Annotated in this window: 16 protein-coding genes; 11 read left to right on the top strand and 5 right to left on the bottom strand. The window is 61.3% G+C overall.

The genetic code is table 11. The annotated features are described in order from the left end of the window. Positions 1 to 38 precede the first annotated feature (38 nt). From FHT78_RS03640 to FHT78_RS03630, 3 genes are all read left to right on the top strand, one after another. The gene (locus FHT78_RS03640; protein WP_183740632.1) at positions 39 to 1,253 is read left to right on the top strand and encodes an efflux RND transporter periplasmic adaptor subunit; all 1,215 of its coding nucleotides are present in this window, start codon (positions 39 to 41) and stop codon (positions 1,251 to 1,253) included. Then, positions 1,250 to 4,402 (top strand): efflux RND transporter permease subunit, encoded by a 3,153-nt coding sequence (locus FHT78_RS03635; RefSeq protein ID WP_183740629.1) that lies wholly within the window; start codon positions 1,250 to 1,252, stop codon positions 4,400 to 4,402. Before FHT78_RS03640 ends, FHT78_RS03635 begins: the two co-directional genes overlap by 4 nt. Before the next feature lie 281 nt (positions 4,403 to 4,683). Next, a complete protein-coding gene (locus FHT78_RS03630; RefSeq protein ID WP_183740626.1) occupies positions 4,684 to 5,682 on the top strand; it encodes a flagellin in 999 nt (332 codons plus the stop codon). Positions 5,683 to 5,749: 67 nt separating this feature from the next. Here FHT78_RS03630 and FHT78_RS03625 read toward each other — a convergent pair whose 3' ends face one another. Further along, positions 5,750 to 6,343: an NAD(P)H-dependent oxidoreductase gene (locus tag FHT78_RS03625; RefSeq protein WP_183740623.1), complete on the bottom strand. Its 594-nt coding sequence runs from the start codon at positions 6,341 to 6,343 to the stop codon at positions 5,750 to 5,752. A 77-nt stretch (positions 6,344 to 6,420) separates the two neighbouring features. On the opposite strand from FHT78_RS03625, the gene FHT78_RS03620 reads away from it, so the two are divergent. After that, the gene (locus tag FHT78_RS03620) at positions 6,421 to 6,831 is read left to right on the top strand and encodes a helix-turn-helix domain-containing protein (protein ID WP_183740620.1); all 411 of its coding nucleotides are present in this window, start codon (positions 6,421 to 6,423) and stop codon (positions 6,829 to 6,831) included. Positions 6,832 to 6,996: 165 nt separating this feature from the next. Continuing rightward, positions 6,997 to 7,662: an OmpA family protein gene (locus FHT78_RS03615; protein WP_183740617.1), complete on the top strand. Its 666-nt coding sequence runs from the start codon at positions 6,997 to 6,999 to the stop codon at positions 7,660 to 7,662. Positions 7,663 to 7,726: 64 nt separating this feature from the next. Here FHT78_RS03615 and FHT78_RS03610 read toward each other — a convergent pair whose 3' ends face one another. After that, positions 7,727 to 8,134 (bottom strand): DUF2000 family protein, encoded by a 408-nt coding sequence (locus FHT78_RS03610; RefSeq protein ID WP_183740614.1) that lies wholly within the window; start codon positions 8,132 to 8,134, stop codon positions 7,727 to 7,729. A 32-nt stretch (positions 8,135 to 8,166) separates the two neighbouring features. Here FHT78_RS03610 and FHT78_RS03605 point away from each other — a divergent pair, with 32 nt between their 5' ends. Both FHT78_RS03605 and FHT78_RS03600 read left to right on the top strand, forming a co-directional pair. Further along, a complete protein-coding gene (locus FHT78_RS03605) occupies positions 8,167 to 9,144 on the top strand; it encodes an AraC family transcriptional regulator (protein WP_246715081.1) in 978 nt (325 codons plus the stop codon). A 161-nt stretch (positions 9,145 to 9,305) separates the two neighbouring features. Beyond that, positions 9,306 to 10,259: an NmrA/HSCARG family protein gene (locus FHT78_RS03600; protein WP_183740611.1), complete on the top strand. Its 954-nt coding sequence runs from the start codon at positions 9,306 to 9,308 to the stop codon at positions 10,257 to 10,259. 1 nt (position 10,260) lies between these two features. Here FHT78_RS03600 and FHT78_RS03595 read toward each other — a convergent pair whose 3' ends face one another. Further along, positions 10,261 to 11,181 carry a LysR family transcriptional regulator gene (locus FHT78_RS03595; protein ID WP_183740608.1) on the bottom strand — a complete coding sequence of 307 codons (921 nt, stop codon included), beginning with the start codon at positions 11,179 to 11,181 and terminating at the stop codon, positions 10,261 to 10,263. Positions 11,182 to 11,632: 451 nt separating this feature from the next. Here FHT78_RS03595 and FHT78_RS03590 point away from each other — a divergent pair, with 451 nt between their 5' ends. Further along, the gene (locus tag FHT78_RS03590; RefSeq protein WP_183740605.1) at positions 11,633 to 13,426 is read left to right on the top strand and encodes an ABC transporter ATP-binding protein; all 1,794 of its coding nucleotides are present in this window, start codon (positions 11,633 to 11,635) and stop codon (positions 13,424 to 13,426) included. Between the two features lie 79 nt (positions 13,427 to 13,505). Here FHT78_RS03590 and FHT78_RS03585 read toward each other — a convergent pair whose 3' ends face one another. Together FHT78_RS03585 and FHT78_RS03580 are read right to left on the bottom strand one after the other, a co-directional pair. Continuing rightward, entirely contained in the window at positions 13,506 to 14,600 is a 1,095-nt protein-coding gene (locus FHT78_RS03585; RefSeq protein ID WP_183741832.1) for an AbrB family transcriptional regulator, read from the bottom strand. A gap of 152 nt (positions 14,601 to 14,752) precedes the next feature. Next, positions 14,753 to 15,655 (bottom strand): LysR family transcriptional regulator, encoded by a 903-nt coding sequence (locus FHT78_RS03580; RefSeq protein WP_183740602.1) that lies wholly within the window; start codon positions 15,653 to 15,655, stop codon positions 14,753 to 14,755. Between the two features lie 94 nt (positions 15,656 to 15,749). On the opposite strand from FHT78_RS03580, the gene FHT78_RS03575 reads away from it, so the two are divergent. The 3 genes from FHT78_RS03575 to FHT78_RS03565 all read left to right on the top strand — a co-directional run bounded on the left by FHT78_RS03575 (position 15,750) and on the right by FHT78_RS03565 (position 22,089). Then, a complete protein-coding gene (locus FHT78_RS03575) occupies positions 15,750 to 16,802 on the top strand; it encodes an aldo/keto reductase (RefSeq protein WP_183740599.1) in 1,053 nt (350 codons plus the stop codon). 100 nt (positions 16,803 to 16,902) lie between these two features. Next, positions 16,903 to 18,327, top strand: coding sequence for an FAD-linked oxidase C-terminal domain-containing protein (locus FHT78_RS03570; protein ID WP_183740596.1), 1,425 nt, complete (start codon positions 16,903 to 16,905; stop codon positions 18,325 to 18,327). Between the two features lie 78 nt (positions 18,328 to 18,405). Further along, on the top strand, positions 18,406 to 22,089 hold the full coding sequence (locus tag FHT78_RS03565; protein ID WP_183740593.1) for an AsmA family protein: 3,684 nt from the start codon (positions 18,406 to 18,408) through the stop codon (positions 22,087 to 22,089). The last annotated feature ends 11 nt before the right edge of the window (positions 22,090 to 22,100 follow it).

The raw sequence follows: 22,100 nt of genomic DNA, 5'->3' as shown, positions 1-22,100 counted from the left end.
CAGACCCTGGACAACCTCAAGTCCCTCCGGAGACGTGAATGCCCTTTTGGAAGCAATTTGTACTTTGTCTTGTCGTCATTATCGCCGGCTTTGCCGCGTGGGTCTATTTTGTGCCTGGCGCCGGCGAGACGATGCGCAATGCCGGTATTCCTGACAGCATCGTTTCCAGGATCGCACCGAAGAGCGAAGAGGCAGCCGATGCCGGCGCGGGGCAGGCTCAAGGCGGCAAAGCGCAAGGGCAGGGACAGGGGCAGAACCGCCGCAACGGCGGCGGTGGCGGCGGACGCAATGCCGCGGTGCTCGTCGTCACCCAGGCCGTGGTGCAGGGCGTCGTCAACGACCGGCTGAATGCGATCGGCACGGGTGATGCGATCCGCTCCGTTGCGGTCACGCCGCAGGCGACGGGTACGATCCGCGAGATTCTGATCAAGTCAGGCGATGTGGTGAAGCAGGGGCAGGTTCTCGCCAAGCTCGACAGCGAGGAGCAGGTCATTGCCCAGGGGCAGGCGCAGGTGGCGCTGAACAGCGCGCTCGAGAAATCCAGCCTCTACCACAATATCAAGTCCAGCGTTTCGCGCATGGATGTCTTCGATTCCGAGATCGCCGAGCAGAATGCGCGGCTGCAATTGCAGGCCGCCGATCTCAATCTCCAGCGCCGCAATATCGTGGCCCCCATCGACGGCATCGTCGGCATCGTGCCCGTCAATATCGGCGACAATGTCACCACGTCGACGCCGATCGTGACATTGGACGACCGCACCGAAATCCTCGTCGACTATTGGGTACCGGAGCGTTTCGCCAATACGGTCTCCGTTGGCCAGGTGGTCGAGGCAACGTCCGTGGCGCGGCCGGGAAAAGTCTTTTCGGGCGTGCTTGAGGCGGTCGACAACCGCATCGACGCGGCCAGCCGTACCCTGCGTCTGCGCGGCCGGATCGACAACAGCTCCGACGAGCTGCGTGCCGGCATGTCCTTTGCGGTCAGCATGAAGTTTGCCGGCGACAAATATCCGGCCGTCAACCCGCTTTCCGTCCAGTGGGATGCTCAGGGCTCCTTCGTCTGGCGGGTGACCGACGAGAAGTCTCATAAGGTGCGGGTCACTGTCGTGCAGCGCAATCCGGATTATGTGCTGGTTAAGGCTGACTTGAAGGACGGCGATCAGATCGTCACGCAGGGCCTGCAGCGCGTGCGCGAGAACGGCGCGGTACGCACGGCGACAGATGTTGCCGCCAACGACAAGGTCGCCGCCCAATGAGCGTGACCGAAATCCAACAGGACAGGCCGGAATCCGGCAAGGCGACCTTCACCGCGCTTTTCGTGCGTCGTCCGATCCTGGCGCTGGTCTTCAACACGCTGATGGTGGTGGCGGGTCTTGCGGCCTATGTGGGCGTGGAAGTGCGCGAGCTGCCCGACGTCGACCGTCCGGTCGTGACCGTGCGCACGACATTCGACGGCGCTTCGCCGCAGACGATCGACCAGGAACTGACCAAGGTCATCGAAGGCGCGGTCGCGCGCGTCAGCGGTCTCAAATCCATCTCTTCCAGTTCCCAGTTCGGCCAGAGCCGCGTGACGCTGGAATTTTCCGATTCCGTCGATCTGGCCGTTGCCGCCAACGACGTGCGCGATGCCATCGGCCGCATCGCCCAGAACCTGCCTGACGAGGCGGACGCGCCGCAGATCGTCAAGGCGGATTCGGATTCCTCGGCGATCATGCGCCTTGCGGTGACGTCGGATACGCTCAACATGGACGATCTGACGCTCCTCGTCGAGAACGAGGTGGTCGACCGTCTGGCCTCTGTCGATGGCGTTGCCGATGTCGAGGAATACGGCGATCAGGAAAAGGTCTTCCGCGTCGACGTCGATCAGGGCGCGCTTGCAAGCCGAGGGCTGACCATCGGCGATCTCACCAAAGCGCTCGACAATGCCGCGCTCGATGTGCCGGCCGGTTCGCTGAAGAGCCCGATGCAGGATATCGTGGTGCGCGCCACCGCCAGCCTGCAAACGCCTGAAGACTTCCAGAACGTCATCCTGCAGCACAATGTGCGTCTCGGCGATGTCGCGACCGTGACGCTCGGGCCGCGCGACGGCGAGACGGCGCTGCGTTCCAATGGCAAACCGGGCATCGGTCTCGGTATCATCCGCCAGGCGCAGTCGAATACGCTGAATATTTCCACTGGCATTCATACTGCCGTCGACCAGCTTTCGAAGACGCTGCCGAAGGGTACGACGATCGCGATCACCAGCGACGACGCCGTGTTCATCGAGGGCGCGATCCATGAAGTGGTGCTGGCGCTGCTGCTTTCGGCCGTCATCGTCACCGTCGTCATTTACCTATTCCTTCGCGACTGGCGCGCAACGCTGATCCCGTCCGTCTCGATGCCGGTGGCGCTGATCGGCACGCTTGCCGCGATCTATATGGTCGGCTTCTCGATTAACATCCTGACGCTGCTTGCCATCGTGCTCGCGACCGGTCTCGTGGTCGATGACGCCATCGTCGTGCTCGAAAACATCGTGCGCCGACGCTCGGAGGGCATGGGACCGCGCGCGGCGGCCGTGCTCGGCACGCGCGAAGTCTTCTTCGCCGTCATCGCGACAACGGCCACACTTGCCGCCGTCTTCATTCCGCTGTCCTTCTTGCCGGGGCAGGTGGGTGGTCTTTTCCGCGAATTCGGTTTCGTGCTTGCCTTCTCGGTCGGCTTGTCGTCGATCGTGGCGCTGACGCTATGCCCGATGCTCGCCTCTCGCATGCTGACCAAACCGATGATCGAGGATCATGGATTGCTCGGCCGCTTCGGCGAGGCTTTCGCCGGCCTCTACAAATTGGCGCTGCATGCCTGCCTGAACGCGCCTGTCGTCGTCATCGTCTTCTCACTTATCTTCGGCGGCGCAGCCGTTGTCGCTTTCGGCACGGTCAAGAGCGAACTGACGCCGGAAGAAGACCGCGCCATGGTGATGATGCGGCTGACGACGCCGCAGGGTTCCAGCCTCGAATATACGCGCGACAAGCTGCAGCTCGTGGAGGAATACCTGCAGCCGCTCGTCGACAGCGGCGATATCAGGAACGTCTTCTCGATCTCCGGCCAGGGCGGCGCTTCCAACAGCGGCTTCATGGTGCTGACGCTGGCGCCCTGGGGCGAACGCCACCGCACGCAGGCTGATATCGTTCGCGACATCAACCAGGCGGCGTCAAAGGTGCCGGCGCTGCGCGGCAATGCGATCTCGTCAAACAGCCTGCGTATTCGCGGCGCCGGCAGCGGACTTCAGATGGCGCTGATCGGCAATGATCACGAAGCGCTGACGGCGGCTGCCGCCAAGCTCGTGCAGCAGCTCGATGCCAGCGGCCAATACGATACGCCACGCCTGACCAACGAACCGTCACAGGCGCAAGTCTCCGTCGCAATCGATCGCGAACGGGCGTCCGATCTCGGTATCGATATTACCGGCCTTTCGACCGCCATCCAGTCGCTGCTCGAGGGACGCTCGGTCGTCGACGTCTTCGTCAACGGCGAATCCTATCCAGTGCTCCTGACCTCGACGATGCGACCGATCGACGATCCGACCGATCTCGAAAACGTCTTCCTGAAGACCGGTGACGGCAAGATCGTGCCGATGTCGGTCATCGCTTCGCTGAAGGAAGGCTCGGTCGCCCCGCAGCTCAACCGTGAGCAGCAGCTTGCCTCCGTGGCGATCACCGCCGGCCTGAAGGGCGGCATGTCGCTCGGCGATGCTGTGAAGAACGTTACCGAAATTGCAAAGCCGCTCCTGCCGCCCGGCGCGCGCCTGCTGCCGCTCGCCGAAGCTGCGACACTGGAAGAGAATTCCAGCGGCATGGCGCTTACCTTCGGTTTTGCGATCGTCATCATCTTGCTGGTGCTGGCGGCACAGTTCGAAAGTGTGCTGTCGTCGCTGATCATCATGTCGACGGTGCCGCTCGGCCTTGCCTGTGCCGTCTTTGCACTCATCATCACCGGCTCCAGCCTCAACATCTACAGCCAGATCGGCCTCGTGCTGCTTGTCGGCGTGATGGCGAAGAACGGTATTCTGATCGTGGAATTCGCCAACCAGCTGCGTGACCGCGGCGAGGATGTGCGCTCCTCCATCGAGAAGGCCTGCGCGCTTCGCCTGCGCCCGGTCATGATGACGATGATCGCGACCATTCTTGGGGGCGTTCCCCTGGTCTTCGCGCATGGCGCGGGTGCGGAAGCGCGCGTGGCGCTCGGCTGGGTCATCGTCGGCGGCCTCGGCTTTGCGACGCTGGTCACGCTGTTCATCACGCCGGTCGCCTATCTCCTGATCGCCCGCTTCGCCAAGCCGCATGCCCATGAGGAAGCGCGCCTGCACGAAGAAATGACGCATGCGACGCGACCGAAGCCGGATCCGGAGCAGCTTCAGGCTGCCGAGTAGGAGGGCGAACAAGCCTTTTCAATACTTTCGGAGACGCCTGCCGGATCTCTCCGGCAGGCGTTTTTATGGTGTATGAAGTCTTGTGAAATAAGATAAATTACTTCTGAACTTTAGCCGTTTTTTAAGCATAACCGGCAATGATCGCGATCAGTAACCGGCCGGTCTTCCCCAGTTTTTCTGAAGGCCACTGCGCTGATTTCCAGCGACGGCAGACATGAGCGTCCGCTTGATTTCGGTACATCCTGTTGTGTTGCGTCTTGTTGTGTTTTGGAGTTCGTACCGTGAGTATTTATCAGCGCACCTCCGTGGATGCGGCGCTTCATGTGCTGCGTGACATCAATCGGACCATGACGGTGACGCAGAACCATATCACGACCGGTCTGCGTGTCGAAAGATCCAGGGACAACGCTGCCTATTGGTCGGTGGCGACGACGGCGCGTCACGACAACAAGGCACTTTCTGCGGTTCAAGATGCTCTCGGCATGGCTGCCGCCACCATGGGGACGGCGTCCGCCGGTGTCGACAGCGTCATCGACGTCGTCACCGAGATCAAGGCAAAACTTGTTGCCGCAACCGAACAGGGCGTCGACAAGACCAAGATCAATGAAGAGCTAGACCAGTTGAAGGCGCAACTGCGCAGCGTTTCCGAGGGCGCAGGCTTCAACGACGACAACTGGATCATCCTCGACAATACCATCACGCCGACAAAGCCGCGCCAGATTCCGGCCTCCTTCATCCGTAATTCGGACGGCACGGTATCGGTTGGCATGTTGAGCTATCATATCGATATCCCGCCGAGCGGCGCGACCTCCTCCAAGGATGCGCGCTATGTGATTGACGACCGGGCAGGCGGCACAGGCGAATATGGCGTGCTGACCTCCGCCTTCTTCGCAACGGAGCTCGGCACGGCGCAGACCTGGGTGCTGACGAAGAGCAAGAACGGCAATACAGCCGGCCAGGTGGAAATCGGACTGACAGCCACGACCAGCAAACAAGACCTGAACGACATGATCAGCGTCGTCGACGCCGCGCTCGGGCAGCTGACGACCGTCGGTTCGGCTTTCGGCGCACTGGAAAAGCGCATCAGCTTGCAGGACGAATTCGCCAAGAACCTGTCCGACAACATCACCGAAGGCATCGGCCGCCTCGTGGATGCCGATATGGAAGAGGAATCGAGCAAGCTCAAGGCATTACAGACCCAGCAGCAGCTCGGCCTGCAATCGCTGAATATCGCCAACGCGTCCTACGACACGGTTCGTCAGCTCTTCCAGAATTTCTAACTTCGGCTTTTGTAATATCGCCCGCGCGGCAAGCCATGCTCGCCGCGCGGTTTTCTTTTGGCAATGCTCAGGCTTCGGCTGCCTTGGCGGCCATCGTTGCCTTGGCCCACCAGACCAGTTCGTCGAGAGCGGTCTTTGCGGTGGGCAGCAGGCTCGCCTCGATTTCCGAGATCGGCTTGTTGCCGAAATGCGGATGGACAGCCATGAAGTCGCCGCCGCCGAGATGGACGGCGGCATGGGTTGAAACCATCTGCAGCTCCACGCCGATGCCTCTCAGATGTTCGACAGCGCGCGTGGCGCCCGTGCCACCATAGCCGATGGCAGTAAACGGCTTGCGGTTCCATTCCTTATAGGCCTGATCGAGCGCGTTCTTGAGGGCTGCCGTGATCGAGTGGTTGTATTCGGCGACCACGAAGATATAGCCGTCGAAGCGTCCGACAGTTTCCTGCCAGCGAACCGCTCCGGGATTCTGGCTCGGCATCCACAGGTTCGATGCCATTTCGTCGAAGAAGGGGAGCGGATGATCGCGCAGATCGATCAGCTCTACGTCCATGTCATCACGTGCTTGCGCCTGCTTCAATATCCATTGTGCCGGGGTATCGGCGAAACGGGTCGGGCGGGTGGAGCCGATAATAATGGCGATGCGGGGCTTAGAATTCAAAGTAACCTCCTGTATGCTGGTTTCCAGCAGTAACCAAATTACGGATGGTTCGCGGGGCTGCACAAGGAGGCACTTTATTGAAACCAGATAACCATGAGGAAACCGCCCCCTGCGAGGACGTCGACGGCTGCCAGCAGGTCCGGGCCTGCGATCACATCAGCCGCATGCTGGCGCGCATCAGCGACAAGTGGAGCCTGCTGGTGGTGCGCGTGCTGGGTCACGGTCCGCTGCGTTTCAACGCCCTGCGCCGTGAAGTCGGCGAGATCAGCCAGAAGGTACTGGCATCGACATTGCGGGAGCTGGAGGAGAACGGTTTCGTTTCCCGGACTGTCACGCCCACCACGCCGCCGCAGGTCGAATATGCGCTGACGGATCTCGGCCGGGACTTCCTGGACCCGGTTCGGGGGCTTGCCGAGTGGGTCGTCGCAAATTCCGCACGCATGGATGAGGCGCGCGTGGCCTATGCCAAACGCCGCGGGCGCGACTGAGGGAAGCGCCGCGGTTTTGCGAAGAAAGCTGGTGATATTGGGGCGTGTCTGCAACAGGCCGATGTTTCCCATTGGGAATTTGGCTTATCAGGTAAACATCTTCATCTTGTTGCCGCATTCCCTAATATCTGCTCGCACCAGCTTCGAACGGAGAACCTCCTGTCCATGATCAAGAAATTCATCCTTCTGGCCGTTGCGGCGAGTTACCTCTCGGCTTGCACGACGACCGATCCTTATACTGGCGAGCAGAAGGTATCCAATACCGCCGGCGGTGCTGCCCTTGGCGCGCTCGGCGGTGCTCTCGTCGGTGTCGCCGTCGGCGGCGGCGGCCATGGCAAGCGCAATGCGGCGCTGATCGGCGCCGGCCTTGGCGCGCTCGCCGGCGGCGCGATCGGCAACTACATGGACCAGCAGGAAGCCGAGCTTCGCGCCCAGCTCGAAGGTACCGGCATTTCGGTCACCCGTCAGGGCGACAACATCATCCTCAACATGCCCTCGAACATCACCTTCGATATCGACCAGGATGCGGTGAAGCCGGGCTTCTATCCCACGCTGAATTCTGTCGCGATCGTGCTGCGCAAGTTCAATCGCACGCTGATCGACATCAACGGCCATACGGATTCCACCGGCAGCCTGCAGCATAACCAGGATCTGTCGCAGCGCCGCGCGTTGTCCGTTGCCGATTACCTCGGCGGCCAGGGCATCGACCAGCGCCGCGTTTCGGCCGTCGGCTACGGTCCGTCGCAGCCAATCGCTTCCAATGCGACCGAAGCGGGCCGCGCGCAGAACCGCCGCGTCGAAATCCAGATCGCGCCGATCACCCAAGGTTGATCGGTTGCATCAGGCGACAAAGAGGCCGGGTCATCGCCCGGCCTCTCTCGTTCTGCCGTTTGCTTCAATGCTGCATCGTTGCGCCCTTGGTGATCTTGTCGACGATCTTCTTGTCGGCCCGCAGCGCAATGCCGACGACCTTGGCATCATCGGGGGCGTATTCGGCGAAGACGGCGCGGTTGGCCGCATCATGGCCGGTTGCAAACATCTCCTCGATGAAGATCGAGGAAGTCACCTCGCGCTCCAGCGTGCGTCGGTGGATCGTCGATATCGTCGTTTCGTCGGCCGACAAGACGATGATCGGCTGGATGGATAATGGATTGTAGAGATTGCCGGCACGATCCTTGTAGGGCTCGCCGATGATTTCGGGATATTGCCCGGCGATGCCCGTCGACAGGAAGGCCGTGACATTCAGCTTTTGCCAACCGGCAAGATTGTTTCGCAGGACGATCGCAATTTTGGTATCAAACATTCCAGTCTCTTTCATCAGGGTATCGAAACGCGTTGAGCCAGGATCTAACGCCGCAGGTCTTTGAGGGTCTTGAACGTTTGTGCGAGCCGCAGGAGCGTAGCGGTATGCTGTCCGCGCCTGGGGGCAGCGGTATGCTTGCCGCGCCCGGGGGCAGCGGCATTCTGACTGCGCCTGCCTTTCCGGGCATCGAACGTATCGAGGCGCAGTTCTCGGGTAATGTCTTCGAGCCGCATCGGCACGATACCTATGCGCTCGGCGTCACGCTTCATGGCGTGCAGACCTTCACCTATCGCGGCGAGCGGCGCTTCAGCATGCCAGGCCAGGTGATCGTCTTGCATCCGGACGAGGAACATGACGGCGGGGCAGCGACCGAGGCAGGCCTTCATTACCGCATGCTTTACATGGAGCCTGCGCTCTTGATGGAGTGTCTGGCGGCAGAGAAGATCGGGCTTCCCTTCGTCGATCAGCCGGTCATCGCCGACGGCGCGCTGGCGCAGGTGCTGCTCGCTGCCCTCGGCGAACTCGATCAGGAACTGGATGAGCTCTTCGTCGATGATTTCGTGAGCCGCGTGGCGGGCGGCCTCTCGCGGCATGCGCAAGTGCGCCGTCGCGCTCTGGGCACGGTTGCTTGGAAGCAGGTGCGGGCGGCGCGCGATTATTTGGAGGCGCATGCGCTCAGGCCAGTGCGCTCTGGCGAGCTGGAGAACATTACCGGCCTCGACCGCTTCACGTTGTCACGGCATTTCCGCACGGCCTTCGCCACCAGCCCGCATCGTTACGTGCTGATGCGGCGGTTGCAGCAGGCGAAGGCGCTGATGGGCGAAGGCGAGGGGCTTGCCGATGTGGCGGCGGCTACCGGCTTTGCCGACCAGGCGCATTTCATCCGGCATTTCAAAAAGGCCTATGGGATCACCCCGGGACGTTGGGTGGGGCTTACACGTTTTACGCGGCAGAGGCCAACTCGTTCAGCGACTGATATTGGCATGGGCAGCCAGGGCATTTATCCATAAAACGGCATTATCATATGCATTGTGCATGCCTACAGCAAGAAAGCTTGATGACCTAACTTGACTGGGTCCTGAGCTATCGGCCTCAGCCGAAAGTTCGTTCCAGTATGACGCCTGGCTCTGCAATCCGCAGCCAGGGACAGGAGAAAGGTCCAAGCACAACCATGTCTGCAAATGATAAGCCACTTATCGCAATTGCCGGCGCAACCAGCAAACAGGGTCGCAGCGTCGCAGCCACGCTCCTTCGCAGCGAACGTTTTCGCGTACGCGCCTTAACCCGTAAAAAAGATTCGCCCGAGGCTCTAGGTCTGGAGAAACTTGGAGCTGAAATTGTCAACGTGCCGCTCCAGCTTGGGTTTCAGAAGGATTTCGTTGCCGCCTTCGAAGGTGCGGACGGGGCATTTCTGATGACGCCGCCTGTCATGCCGCCAGCAACGATAGAGTTTCCAATCGGCCGCCAATTGGCGGATGCGGCGGTTGAGGCGGGAGTCGGACATATCGTTTTCAGTACGCTCGAGAATGTCGACGCCATCACCGGCGGGACCAAGTTTGCTCCGCACTTCACCGACAAAGCGCACGTTGCAGACTATATTCGCGGTCTGTCGATCTCTCATTCCTTCGTCATGCTGGCGTTCTTTTACTCGAATCTTCTCGAATATTATCCGCCGCGCATGGAAGGTGACACGCTCGCGATGCCGATCTATCTTCCCGAAGATTTTCGAGCGCCTTTTGTCGATCCGCTCACGGCAACTGGGCCGGTCGTACTCGAAATTTTCTCAGATCCCGAGCGCTACAACGGGAAAACTCTGCCGATCGTCGGCGATATCATCTCTCCGCGCGAGATGGTCGAAACCTTCCGGGAGGTAACCGGCCTCAAGGCAGAATACCGGAATGCTTTCACCAGGGACGGCCTGCTGCAGTATTTTCCAGAGTTTGCAGCCAACGAACTTCTCGTGCGAGAGATTCTGGGGATGGTCGAGTATGCTGTCGAATATGGTTATTTCGGCAAGGAGCACGACCTGGAATGGAGCCGTCGCCTGAATCCGGATACGCTCGATTGGGCGCAGTATCTTCGCACCACGGGCTGGCGGGGCGACAAGCGATCTTTCGGGCTCTAAGTCACGATGGCCGGATTCCCGGCAGTTTGGATACCTCGGCGGCAAGAAAGTCGGTGAGGAGACGAACGCGGGCGATGGTGGAGCGCTCGGGCACGATAAGCAGGCTTAGCGGGACCGGCGACGGACGATAGTCTTCGAGCACGGCCTCGAGCCGGCCGTTGTCCAGGAGATCGTTGACCAGCCAAATGTGGGCGGGACCCATGCCGCGTCCTGCGGCCAAGGCTTCACGCGCCGCAAGTCCGTGATCGACGCGCAGCTTCCCCTTGACCGGAACCGTCAAATTCGCGCCATGGCGGGAGGACAGAGAGATCTGATCGCTCCCGGCTATATTGGACATTATGATGGCTTCATGTCGCGAGAGATCGTCCGGGCGCTCCGGCCGCCCGTGGACGGAGAAATAAGCCGGAGCGCCGACCATCAGCCGATGGCTTTTTCCAAGCGCATGAAGCTTCATGGAACTGTCGGCGAGAGGTCCAAGCCGGAGTGCCACGTCAACGCCTTCGCGAACCAGGTCGATGCGCTCGTCGGTCAAGTTGAGATCGACGCTGATATCCGGATGCTGGTCCTGAAATTCGAAGATGAGCCGCGTGATGTGCATCACGCCAAGTGCTGCAGTACACGAAAGCCTGACCGAGCCTGCGGCAGCCCGACGGGCGTTTCTGGCTTCCTCGGTAGCCTGCTCGACCAGGCGCAATACCTGAAGGCAGTTCCCATAATAGCGGCTGCCCTCGTCGGTGAGGGTCACGCGACGCGTGGTTCGGCTGAGGAGAGGGACACCGACTGCGTCTTCAAGTTCTTTGAGATGGCGGGTCACGGTTGATTGACCGATGCCGAGCTCCCTCGCCACCGTAGACAGATTGCCCCGTTCGGCAACGCGAACAAAGGTGCGCATTCTGTCGAGAGACAGTCCGGTGTTATCCATTTTTCAGCACAATGATGTTCATTAAAATCAGTTAGAGAATTTACGCTGCTAAAGCCAAAAAAGCGTCCGGCTATACGCATTTTATTCCAGGAGAGGACCCAAATAAGGCGGCTGATAGAGTCGCGACGTTGTGTCGTTCGCGCATCATTCTCCGTAAAGTAGAAAATATCCGGTTGGCAAGATCGAACTTGTCCGGTACATATGTCCTACCGTTGCAGATCAATCAAAGGAGGCGTCGTATGACAACAGCATTCATCGAAGTCCTCCCGTCCGGAATGACCCGACACTAGGTCGTTCCAATTCGCGGCCCGCCGGGGAACGCGACAAGCGGTTTTAATTTCGTTCACAGTTCGCTCGATCTGCCGGGACCAGTTTGTCTCCCGCTTCGACTGTGTTCTTCAACTCTGGATTTTGGGGCCGGCCGCCGAAATACGGCGTCGGACTGGTTAAAATGGCTCGCAAGAAGCTCGATTTCCGTGCCGATGCGTATCGCAACGTACTTGGCTTTGTTTTTCGTCAGTGGACCCATCGCCCAGCACTTGTGGGTACCATTATCGTGCTGGTTATTGCCAGCACACTGGCCGAAGTGCTGGTGCCGGTTTTTTCCGGCCAGATCGTCGACGCGATTGCCAGCGGCAATGCGGCGGCTGGTGACGCAATTCGTGCTTTCGCTATCGTCGTGATTCTTGGCCTGACCAGCGTTGTATTGCGCTGGTTCATCTTCGGCGGGATCATCCGGCTGACGCTGCGCATCATGGCGGATGTGACCAATAACGGCTTCCACAAGGTGCAGCGGTTCTCGACTGATTGGCACGCCAATAGTTTTGCCGGCTCTACGGTACGAAAGATCACCCGCGGCATGTGGGCGCTGGATTCGCTCAATGACCTGCTGCTGATAGCTTTGCTGCCGTCGATCGTCATACTGTTGGGCGCCAGTATCGTGCTCGGCAGTTATTGGCCGATCATGGGGCTGATCGTTGCTTTGGGATCGCTGATCTATATCGGCGTGACCGTCGCGCTTTCCATGGGCTTCGTGTCGCCGGCGGCAAAGCTTGCCAATGCCTGGGACACCAAGCTGGGCGGCGCGCTGGCAGATGCGATCAGCTGCAACGCGGTGGTGAAAGCTTTCGGTGCCGAAACCCGCGAAGAAGTGCGCTTGCGCCATGTGCTTGCCAAGTGGGACCGCCGAACGCGGCGCACCTGGAAGCGCGGGACACTGAACGGCACGATTCAGGGCTTCATGATGGTCTCCATGCAGGCCGGCATTCTTGGTACCGGCCTCGTCATGTGGCTGCAGGGGCTGGCGACGCCCGGCGACATCACATTCGTGCTGGCGATGTTCTTCGTTCTTCAGGGTTATCTGCGCTCAGTCGGGCAAGATATCAGAAACCTGCAGCGCGCCGTCAACGATATGGAAGAACTTGTCCTGCTGGACAAGACGCCGCTCGGCATCGAGGATAGGCCGAACGCGAAACCTATTGCGATCGGCAAGGGCGAGATCGTGTTCGATCGCGTTACCTTCCAGTATGGCGCCCATCCGACCCCCCTCTATGAGAATTTCTCGGTCACGATCAAATCGGGAGAGCGGGTCGGTCTCGTAGGGCATTCCGGCTCGGGCAAGACCACTTTCGTCAAGCTGATCCAGCGCCTCTATGACGTGAACTCGGGGTCTATCCGGATTGACGGACAGGATATTGCCGAGGTCACGCAATCCAGCCTGCGCAGCCAGATCGCTATCGTGCAGCAGGAGCCCATCCTGTTTCATCGTACTCTGGCCGAAAACATCGCCTATGGCCGGCCGAATGCGTCAAGGCATGACATCGAGAATGCGGCAAAACAGGCCAGCGCGCATCGTTTCATAATGGACCTGCCCAAGGGCTACGAAACGATGGTGGGCGAGCGCGGTGTCAAGCTGTCGGGCGGCGAGCGTCAGCGTGTCGCAATCGCCAGGGCTTTTCTGGCCGATGCGCCCTTGCTGATCCTGGACGAGGCGACCTCTAGCCTCGACAGTGAGAGTGAAGTGCAGATCCAGCAGGCCATGGAGCGTCTGATGGACGGCCGCACGACGCTTGTCATCGCCCACCGTCTTTCGACGGTGCGGGCGCTGGATCGGCTATTGGTCTTTGACAGGGGAATGATCGTTGAAGAGGGTGATCATCAAGCGCTCATCCGGCTCAACAACGGCATCTATCGTCGGTTGTTCGAGCGGCAGGCACTCGAACTGACCAAGGGGCTGGTGGCATAGGCCGAAGCTCCGGTGCTTCGTCTCCGCTTGCTCAGCGTCATCTTTGTTGAGCAAGCGGCGCTGGCATAGGCGCAGGGCCTTAAGCGGAACTTTCCGCGAGGCCGGATCGCCGCGCGATGAAGCGCGCAAGCGCCGGGCCGATCAGCAGGATGATCAGGAAACGGCCGGTCTGCATGGCCATGACGAAGGGTACGTCGACATCGCTGGACGCGGCGATGATGGCGACGGAATCGGCGCCGCCGGGGCTCGTTGCGAGATAGGCGGTCAGCGGATCGATGCCGGCGAATTTATGAAGTGCCACCGCCATGCAACCGCAGAGCGCCATCAGGATAATGATGGCGGCGGAAACGCGCGGCAGGGCGCGGGCTGCGTGTTTAATGATCGAGCGGGTAAAGCGCAGGCCGATGCTCCAGCCGATCAGCGCGTAGCTGAGCGCCAGGATCCAGGTCGGCAGTTCGATCTTTAAGATGCCGAAACCCTGCAGTATGGCGCCGGCAAACAGCGAAACCACGATATTGCCGCCCTGGATGCGGAGGCGGAAGACGCCGTAGCAGCAGAGGGCGGCGAAGGCGACCGTCGTGGCGAAAGCCGGCCAGTCGACCGGCGGGAAAAAGATGACCGGCGGTGGCGCTTCACCATCGGCAGCGACCCAGAGGCGGGAGATGACGGACGCGCCGACTGCGACGAAGACGACGCGCAGATATTGCATGAAGGCAACGAGGCGAGCGTCCGCCCCGTAGGCTTCCGACATGATGACCATGGCCGAGGCGCCGCCGGGCGTGGAGCCCCAGACGGCGGTGGTGCCCGGCAATACCTGCCAGCGCGTGAGCAGCCAGCCGAGACCGGCGGCAATGGCGATCACCGAGACGATGAAGACGAAGAAGAGCGGCGCGTCCTTCGCCATGGTGCCGAGAATATCGGGCGTGATGTTGCGCGCCATCAAGAGGCCGACCAGCACCTGGCCGAACTGCAGCGGCCAGTAGGGGATGTGCAGCTGCCCCTTGCCGACCGTAAGCGCCAGCACGATGGCCGCGACCATCGGGCCGATCAGCAGCGAGGCGGGCAGGGCGAAGAGCTCAAGGAAAAGGACTGATATGGCCGACAACGCGAGCAGCAATGCCCATTTGGGCAGGCTTGCTTTCTGATGGAAGCTGCTTGCGTCCAAAACTGTGATCCCCGAACTTTTCGACCGGAGCAAGCCCGAGGGCGGAGGTGGGAGGAGGCCCCGGCAATATGAAGAGGCCGGCGGCGAGGGCCGGCAGGCATGGACCCGATATAGGCGCGTGGTGGTCAAGGGGTCAATTGCGGAATCTGGCCTTTGTGCTCCTAAAGACGGATGTGTTTCGCAAGGAAATCAAGCAGGGCACGAACGCGCGCCGGAAGCGGTCCGCCCTGGCCGATATAGACGGCATAGAACTCTTCGACATCGCCGGGATTGAGCTCTTCCAACACGGGAACAAGCCGATCCGTCGCGATATCGGCGCGGACGGTGAATTCGGTCATGCGGGCAAGACCGGCGCCCGAGAGTGCGAGGTAACGCATGGCTTCGCCATCGCCGACCTGCAGGCCGGGGGTGAGGGGAATGGTGATCGTCTCGCCGGCCTCAATGACCGGCCAGCCTTCCAATGCGCGGGCATAGGAAAAGCCGATGCGGCGATGATTGTGCAGGTCAGCGGCTGAGCGCGGCTTGCTGTTTCGCTCAAGATAATCGGGCGAGGCGACGATGATCTTCCTGGCAGCGCCGAGCTTGCGGGCGATCAGGCTTGATGTCTTCAACGGGCCGGCGCGGATTGCGACGTCGGCACGCTCTTCCAGCAGATCGACCACCCTGTCGGTATGGGTGATATCGAGGGTGACATCCGGGTGCTCGGCCATAAAGGCCGGGATCAGCGGCGCCAGAACATGATTGCCGAAGGAGCCGCTGGTGTTGATGCTGATGCGGCCCGCCGCCTGTTCTCCCGCTGAGGCGAAACGTTCAGCCTCCGATATATTGGCGAGGATTGCGACACTGCGCTCATAGAAGGCGCAGCCCTCGGGCGTCAGTTGCAGCTTGCGCGTCGAGCGGTTGACGAGGCGGGCGCCGAGCCTTGTCTCCAGGCGGGCGACCAGCTTGCTGACGGCCGATGGCGTCATGCGCCGCGCCTGCGCGGCAGCGGAAAAACCGCCGCGTTCGACGACGCTGACGAAGACTTCCATCTCGCCCGATCGATTGATGTCCTGACGGCTCACGATGAATTCAAATCACAGATGATGTGCTCTGAGGCAATCTATATCATGGTGTCAGCCGGGTCTATCTCTCGAAGAGAGAATAGGAGATTGGATCATGGAATACAGAAATCTCGGTGCATCGGGTTTGAGGGTGCCGGTGCTGAGCTTCGGGGCCGGCACTTTCGGCGGCAGCGGGCCGCTCTTCGGGGCCTGGGGCACGACGGATGCGCAAGAAGCGCGGCGGATAGTGGATATCTGCATGGAGGCCGGTGTCACGCTATTCGACACGGCGGATGTTTATTCGGCCGGTGCTTCCGAGGAGGTGCTGGGACAAGCGATCTCCGGAAAGCGCGATACGGTGCTGATCTCGAGCAAGACGGCGCTGCCGATGGGCGAGGGGCCTGGCGATTGGGGCACCTCGCGCGCACGGCTGATCCGTGCGACCGAGGATGCGCTGCGCCGGCTCGGTACCGACTATATCGATCTTCTGCAATTGCACGCCTTCGATGCGTCGACGCCGGTCGAGGAGGTGCTTTCGACGCTCGATGTGCTCGTTGCGGCGGGCAAGGTCCGTTATGTCGGCGTTTCCAATTTCTCCGGCTGGCAGCTGATGAAATCGCTTGGGCTTTCCGAGCGCTATGGCTACCCGCGCTATGTCGCGCATCAGGTCTATTATTCGCTCGCCGGACGGGATTACGAATGGGAACTGATGCCGCTTGCCGCCGACCAGCGGGTGGGAGCATTGGTTTGGAGCCCGCTCGCCTGGGGCCGGCTGACCGGCAAGATCCGCCGCGGCGTAGCGTTGCCCGCCGGAAGTCGCCTGCACCAGACAGCGGAATACGGCCCGCCCGTCGATGACGAAAGGCTCTTCGATATCGTCGACGTGCTGGACGAAATTGCCGCCGAGACCGGCAGGACGGTGCCGCAGATCGCCATCAACTGGCTGATCGGCCGGCCGACCGTTTCAAGCGTCATCATCGGCGCGCGCAACGAAGAGCAGCTCAGGCAAAATCTCGGTGCCGTCGGCTGGAGCCTGACACCGGACCAGATCGAGCGGCTGGACGCGGTCAGCCGCGTGATGCCGCCCTATCCGTATTTTCCCTATTATCGGCAGGAGGGCTTTGCGCGGCTCAACCCGCCCGCAGTCCCTGCAACAAGGATGGGATGAAATCTTCCCTAATCTTGGCTGGACAGCCGCTTTGACTTGCCTCATACCCGACCTGCTACAGATGCTGTAGCAGGCTGTGGAATGCAGGGAGATCAAGGGCATGGCACTGCGCGACGCGAAGGCTGGGGTGCGAAACGAGGCGGGTATCGAGGCCGTCACCGGCATTCTGAAACAGCGCTTCGGAGAGCGTTTCCAGACCGGCCAGGCTTTTCGCGCCCAGCACGCGCACACGACCACCTATATCCCTGCCCAACTGCCCGACGGCGTGCTCTTTGCCGAGACCGCCGACGATGTGAAGACCGTGGTGCGGGTCTGCGCCGATCATAAGGTGCCTGTTATCGGCTTCGGTACCGGCTCCTCGCTCGAGGGCCAGGTCAATGCGCCGAATGGCGGCATTTCCATCGATTTCAGCCGCATGAATCGGGTGCTTGAAGTCAATCCCGAGGATCTCGACTGCACGGTCGAACCGGGCGTCACGCGTGAGGCGCTGAACACCCATCTGCGCGATACCGGCCTGTTCTTCCCGATCGATCCCGGCGCCAATGCCTCGATCGGCGGAATGACCTCGACGCGCGCCTCCGGCACCAACGCAGTGCGCTACGGCACGATGAAAGATAATGTGCTTGCCGTTACGGCAGTGACCGCATCGGGCGAGGAAATCCGCACGGCGCGCCGCGCCCGCAAGTCGTCGGCCGGTTACGACCTCACCCGGCTTTTCGTCGGCGCGGAAGGCACGCTCGGCATCCTGACCTCGGTGACGCTGCGCTTGCACGGCATTCCGCAGAAGATCGCCGGGGGCGTGTGCGCCTTCCCGAGCGTGAAGGCGGCCTGCGACGCCGTTATCATGACGATCCAGATGGGTATTCCGGTTGCCCGTATCGAGCTCGTCGATGCGCTGCAGATGCGCGCCAGCATCGCCTATGCCAATCTTCCCTATGAGGAGAGCCCGGCGCTCTTCCTGGAGTTCCACGGCACGGATGAGGCGGTGGCGCTGCAATCGACCGCCTTTGCCGAGATCGCAGCTGAATGCGGCGGCGGCGAATTCAGGTGGGCGGCGAGCCCCGAGGAGCGCACGAAGCTCTGGAAGGCACGCCATGACGCCTATTGGTCGGTGCGGGCACTGGCGCCCGGGCTTGCCGTACTTTCGACCGATGTTTGTGTTCCGATATCGCGGCTTGCGGATTGCGTTGCCGAAACGCAGGCCGATATCGAAGCAAACGGTTTGCTGGCGCCGATCGTCGGCCATGCGGGCGACGGGAACTTCCATGTGCAGCTATTGTTCGACGACAAGAGTGCCGCGGGGATCGCCACGGCAGAAGAGTTCGTCGCCCGTCTGAATGCCCGGGCGCTGGCAATGGATGGCACATGTACCGGCGAACACGGGATCGGGCAGGGGAAAATGGCGTTTCTGGAGGAGGAGCTCGGGGGGACGGTGAATCTGATGCGCCAGATCAAGCGTGCGCTCGATCCGGACAATATCCTCAATCCCGGCAAGATTTTTCATCTGGGGCTGAAAATGGAATAATCTCATGATCTTGGCCCTTGCCCCCTGCATGAATAGCGCTAGTGTCGGCAATAGAATCCCGAATGGAGAATCCCTGATTTGGTAGGCCGGTTCCTCGTCTTTCTAGGAGGAGTGATCGTCGTAGTGCTCTTCGTGGCGCTGCTGGCACCGCTGTTCATCGACTGGACGGATTTCCGGAAGAACTTTGAGGATCAGGCAAGCCGCATCATCGGCAAGAAAGTGACGGTGCACGGCACTGTGGACGCGCGGCTTCTGCCGTTTCCGTCGGTGACGCTCCATGACGTCCGTGTCGGCCAGGAAGAAGACGGCACGCCGGTGGTGCAGGTCGAACAGTTCTCCATGGATGCCGAGCTTGCGCCTTTCCTTTCGGGCGAAGCGCTGATCTTCGACATGCGGGTCGTCAATCCCAAGGTGCGGCTGCGGCTTCTGAAGGACGGCACGCTGGACTGGATGCGCGGCAGCCGGCCAGAAATTCCGGCCAAAACCGTTGTTCTGGAAAATGTGCATGTCAACGGCGGCGAGATCGAGTTTGTCGACGATCAGTCCGGCCGGTCGCGAAACGTTACCGGACTCAATGCCGAAATGTCGGCGAAGTCCCTTGCAGGTCCATGGCGCATCGAGGGCGACGGCGCGCTCGACGGTGAACATGGCAACTTCTCCGTCTCCAGCAATCAACCGGACGAGAGCGGTGTGTTGCATGTACGCACCCGGCTTGCGCCGGACAAGCATCCCGTCACCGTCGATCTCGATGGTGAACTCAAGCTCGTCGACAGCCGGCCGAATTATCAGGGTACGCTCTCTGCGGCAATCGAAAGCCGCAAGGCTAAAACCGAAAAGGGGCAGGCGCCGCCGCCGCGCCTCAAGGGGCGTTTTGAGCTCACCAACGACCGCATCCGCATTCCCGAATATCGCATGGAAGTCGGTTCGACCGACGACCCCTATGTGATTACGGGCGAGGCGACGCTTGATACCGGCAGCGCGCCGGAATTTCTGCTGACCGCCGATGGCCAGCAGATAGACGTGAACCGTATCGGCAATCAGGGTTCTGCCGGCAAGACCAACCGCGATCCTGCCGTTTCGGCACGTCAGCGATTGAACTCGCTGCTGGACATTGTCGGCCAAGTGCCGATCCCGCAGGTGCCGGGCAAGGCGACGGTGCGCCTACCGGCAATCGTTGCCGGGGATACGACGATCCGCGACGTGGCGCTGGAATTGGAGCCGGCCGGTAATGGCTGGATGATCGACAGTGCCATCGGCACTTTGCCCGGTCGCACGCAGGTGGAAGGCAAGGGCAAGCTGACGCTCACGGGCGATCCGTCCTTCAACGGTCAGATGGTGGTCGCATCCAATCAGCCGACCGGGCTTGCCTCCTGGCTGTCAGGCTCCGTCGATCCGGCGATCCGCCAGCTCCGGCAGGCCGGTTTCTCCGCCAATGTCAGCCTGACGCGTGATCTGCAACGTTTCGAGAACCTGGAGATCGCGATCGGTGCTGCGACACTGAGAGGGCGGCTGGAGCGGCAGACGACCAACGGCCAGACACCGTCGCTTTCCGTTGCGCTCAACGGCGATTCACTTGATCTCGATGCGCTGAGAGCCCTGACCGGCCTGTTTACAGGCCAGGATGTCGGCGACAACGTGCTCGATCACAAGATCGCCGCACAACTCAAGGCCGATAAGTTCACGGCCTTCGGCGTGCAGGCCGATAATGTCGAGACCACCTTTACGCTCGCCGACGGGGCGCTTTCCGTCGACCGGCTGTCGATCAAGAACCTTGCAGGCGCCGAACTGACGGCGACAGGCAAGGCTGAGGGATCGCTGCTCGACTATAAGGGCACCGGCGAGATCACCTTTAAGGCCGCCGATCCAGGCACCTTCTTCGCCATGCTGCGCGAGCACCTGCCGCATCATCCTGTGATGGATCGGCTGGTGCGCAACGCCGGCTGGTACGGCAATACGGCTTTGCGCGGCGCGGTGACGCTCGGCGGCGATGACGGCAACGCACTGTCGGTGACGCTTGCAGGCGTTTCGAACGGCAGCCGCGTCAATCTCGATTACCGCATGTCCGACCTCCTGGCGCTGACTGGCAACGGCACGACGACGCTGGAGGCGACGCTCGACAATGCCGTGCCGTCGATCCTGTTCGGGCAGGCGGGTCTCGATCCGCTGCCAGTCGACGCGGGCGCCAATGGCCGACTAACGCTGAAGGTGACGGCGACCGACAACGATCCGGCCGACGCTGCACTGACTTTTGCGACCGACCGGACATCGTTTACGGCAAACGGCAAGGTCGACGTGCGGCCCGGCACTTTCATGAACGGCAACGTCGCCGTGTCGCTCGAAAGTGCGGACCTCGACCCGTACCTGGTCATGAACGGGATTGCGCTGCCTGACCTTGGCACCGGCCTGCCGTTCAAGTTGCAGACCAATGCGACCATCGATGCCGACAAGGTGGTGCTTGCGGATATCAACGGCCATGCGGCCGATAACGAATTCGCGGGCGCCGTTACATTCGACCGAAAGGCAGCCAAAACGGCTGCGAACGGCGCGCTTACCCTTTCCAAGGCCGATCTCGGTTGGCTCGGCGAGGCGGTGTTCGGGCAAATCAGCGACCCGGCCAACGGCCAGTTGACGACGGCGGCGCTCGGCCAGCCGCTCTTCCGCGATCTCGACGTCAGTCTGAAGCTCACTGCCAAGCAGTTCTGGCCGGGACTTCTGAATGCGGCGGTAAACGATTTCACCTCCGACGTTGCCTATAAGGGCGATGAGCTTCAGCTCAATAACATGGCAGGCAATTGGGATGGCGGCGCGCTCTCAGGCAACCTGCTCTTCACCAATGCAAATGGCACTGGATTCCTGCAGTCACGGCTGGTGCTTGCCGACTCCGACCTCGGTGGTGTCGTCTGGCCGCGCGACGGCGCACCGGTTGCCAACGGTAAGTTCGGCATGTCGCTGGCGCTCGAAGCTTCGGGCAAGACGGTTGCGGAGATTGCAAGTTCACTCAATGGTTCAGGCGAAATCCGGCTCGGAGAGACGAGCGTTCGCGGGCTGAACCTTGCGATACTGGCGCCGCTTCTGTCGGCGACCGATCCGATGCAGGACCAGGTCAATGCCGGCAAGGTGCATCCGATCGTCGAAACGCTGCTCAACAACGGTGAGGCGAAACTGCCGCCGCTCGACATTCCTTTCAACGTGACGGATGGCACTCTGCGCGTTCAGAATGTCAGTGTCGCCAACGATCTCGCGCATTTGACCGCTGATGCGCAGATCGAGTTGCCGCAGGAGCGCATCAGCGCCACGCTCGGCATCGGCTTCAATCCCGGTACCGAGGCGCTGTCGGGCGCAGAGCCGGGTATCCGGTTGAACTTCTCCGGCCTGCTGGCTTCGCCCGGCAAGACGATGGATGTGACCGACATCACCAGCTATCTGTCGCTGCGCGCCTTCGAACGCGAGCGGCGGCGCGTGGAAAGGTTGCAGGCCAATGTTCTGGAAAAGCAGCGGCTGCGGCGCGAAGTGGCACTCTATCGCTACAATGATGCTGAACGCGTCAAGGCCGCCGAGATCGAGCGGCAGCGGCAGGCGGAGGAGGAGAGGCTGAGAGCGCTGGCGCAGGAGGCTGCGCAGCGCAAGGCTGAAGCAGAAGCACGTGCCAAGGCGGAGGCGGAGGCTCGGGCAAGGGCTGCCGCAGAGGCCGAAGCCGCCCGCCGCGCCGAGCAGCCGGGGCAGCTCAATTTCGATCAAGTGCCAGGCGTCCGCGCTCAGTGACGAGGACGGTC

The sequence above is a fragment of the Rhizobium sp. BK196 genome (genome assembly GCF_014193255.1).
Classification (GTDB): domain Bacteria; phylum Pseudomonadota; class Alphaproteobacteria; order Rhizobiales; family Rhizobiaceae; genus Rhizobium.
Note: the sequence above shows the minus strand (reverse complement) of the source record. Positions and strands in the feature narration are given on the sequence as shown.

Bases quoted from the DNA above. Each gene is read 5' to 3' on its own strand.
- FHT78_RS03610 (WP_183740614.1), bottom strand. From the start codon at position 8,134: ATGTTTGATACCAAAATTGCGATCGTCCTGCGAAACAATCTTGCCGGT.
- FHT78_RS03615 (WP_183740617.1), top strand. From the start codon at position 6,997: ATGATCAAGAAATTCATCCTTCTGGCCGTTGCGGCGAGTTACCTCTCG.
- FHT78_RS03595 (WP_183740608.1), bottom strand. From the start codon at position 11,181: ATGGATAACACCGGACTGTCTCTCGACAGAATGCGCACCTTTGTTCGC.
- FHT78_RS03600 (WP_183740611.1), top strand. From the start codon at position 9,306: ATGTCTGCAAATGATAAGCCACTTATCGCAATTGCCGGCGCAACCAGC.
- FHT78_RS03570 (WP_183740596.1), top strand. From the start codon at position 16,903: ATGGCACTGCGCGACGCGAAGGCTGGGGTGCGAAACGAGGCGGGTATC.
- FHT78_RS03575 (WP_183740599.1), top strand. From the start codon at position 15,750: ATGGAATACAGAAATCTCGGTGCATCGGGTTTGAGGGTGCCGGTGCTG.
- FHT78_RS03590 (WP_183740605.1), top strand. From the start codon at position 11,633: ATGGCTCGCAAGAAGCTCGATTTCCGTGCCGATGCGTATCGCAACGTA.
- FHT78_RS03640 (WP_183740632.1), top strand. From the start codon at position 39: ATGCCCTTTTGGAAGCAATTTGTACTTTGTCTTGTCGTCATTATCGCC.
- FHT78_RS03635 (WP_183740629.1), top strand. From the start codon at position 1,250: ATGAGCGTGACCGAAATCCAACAGGACAGGCCGGAATCCGGCAAGGCG.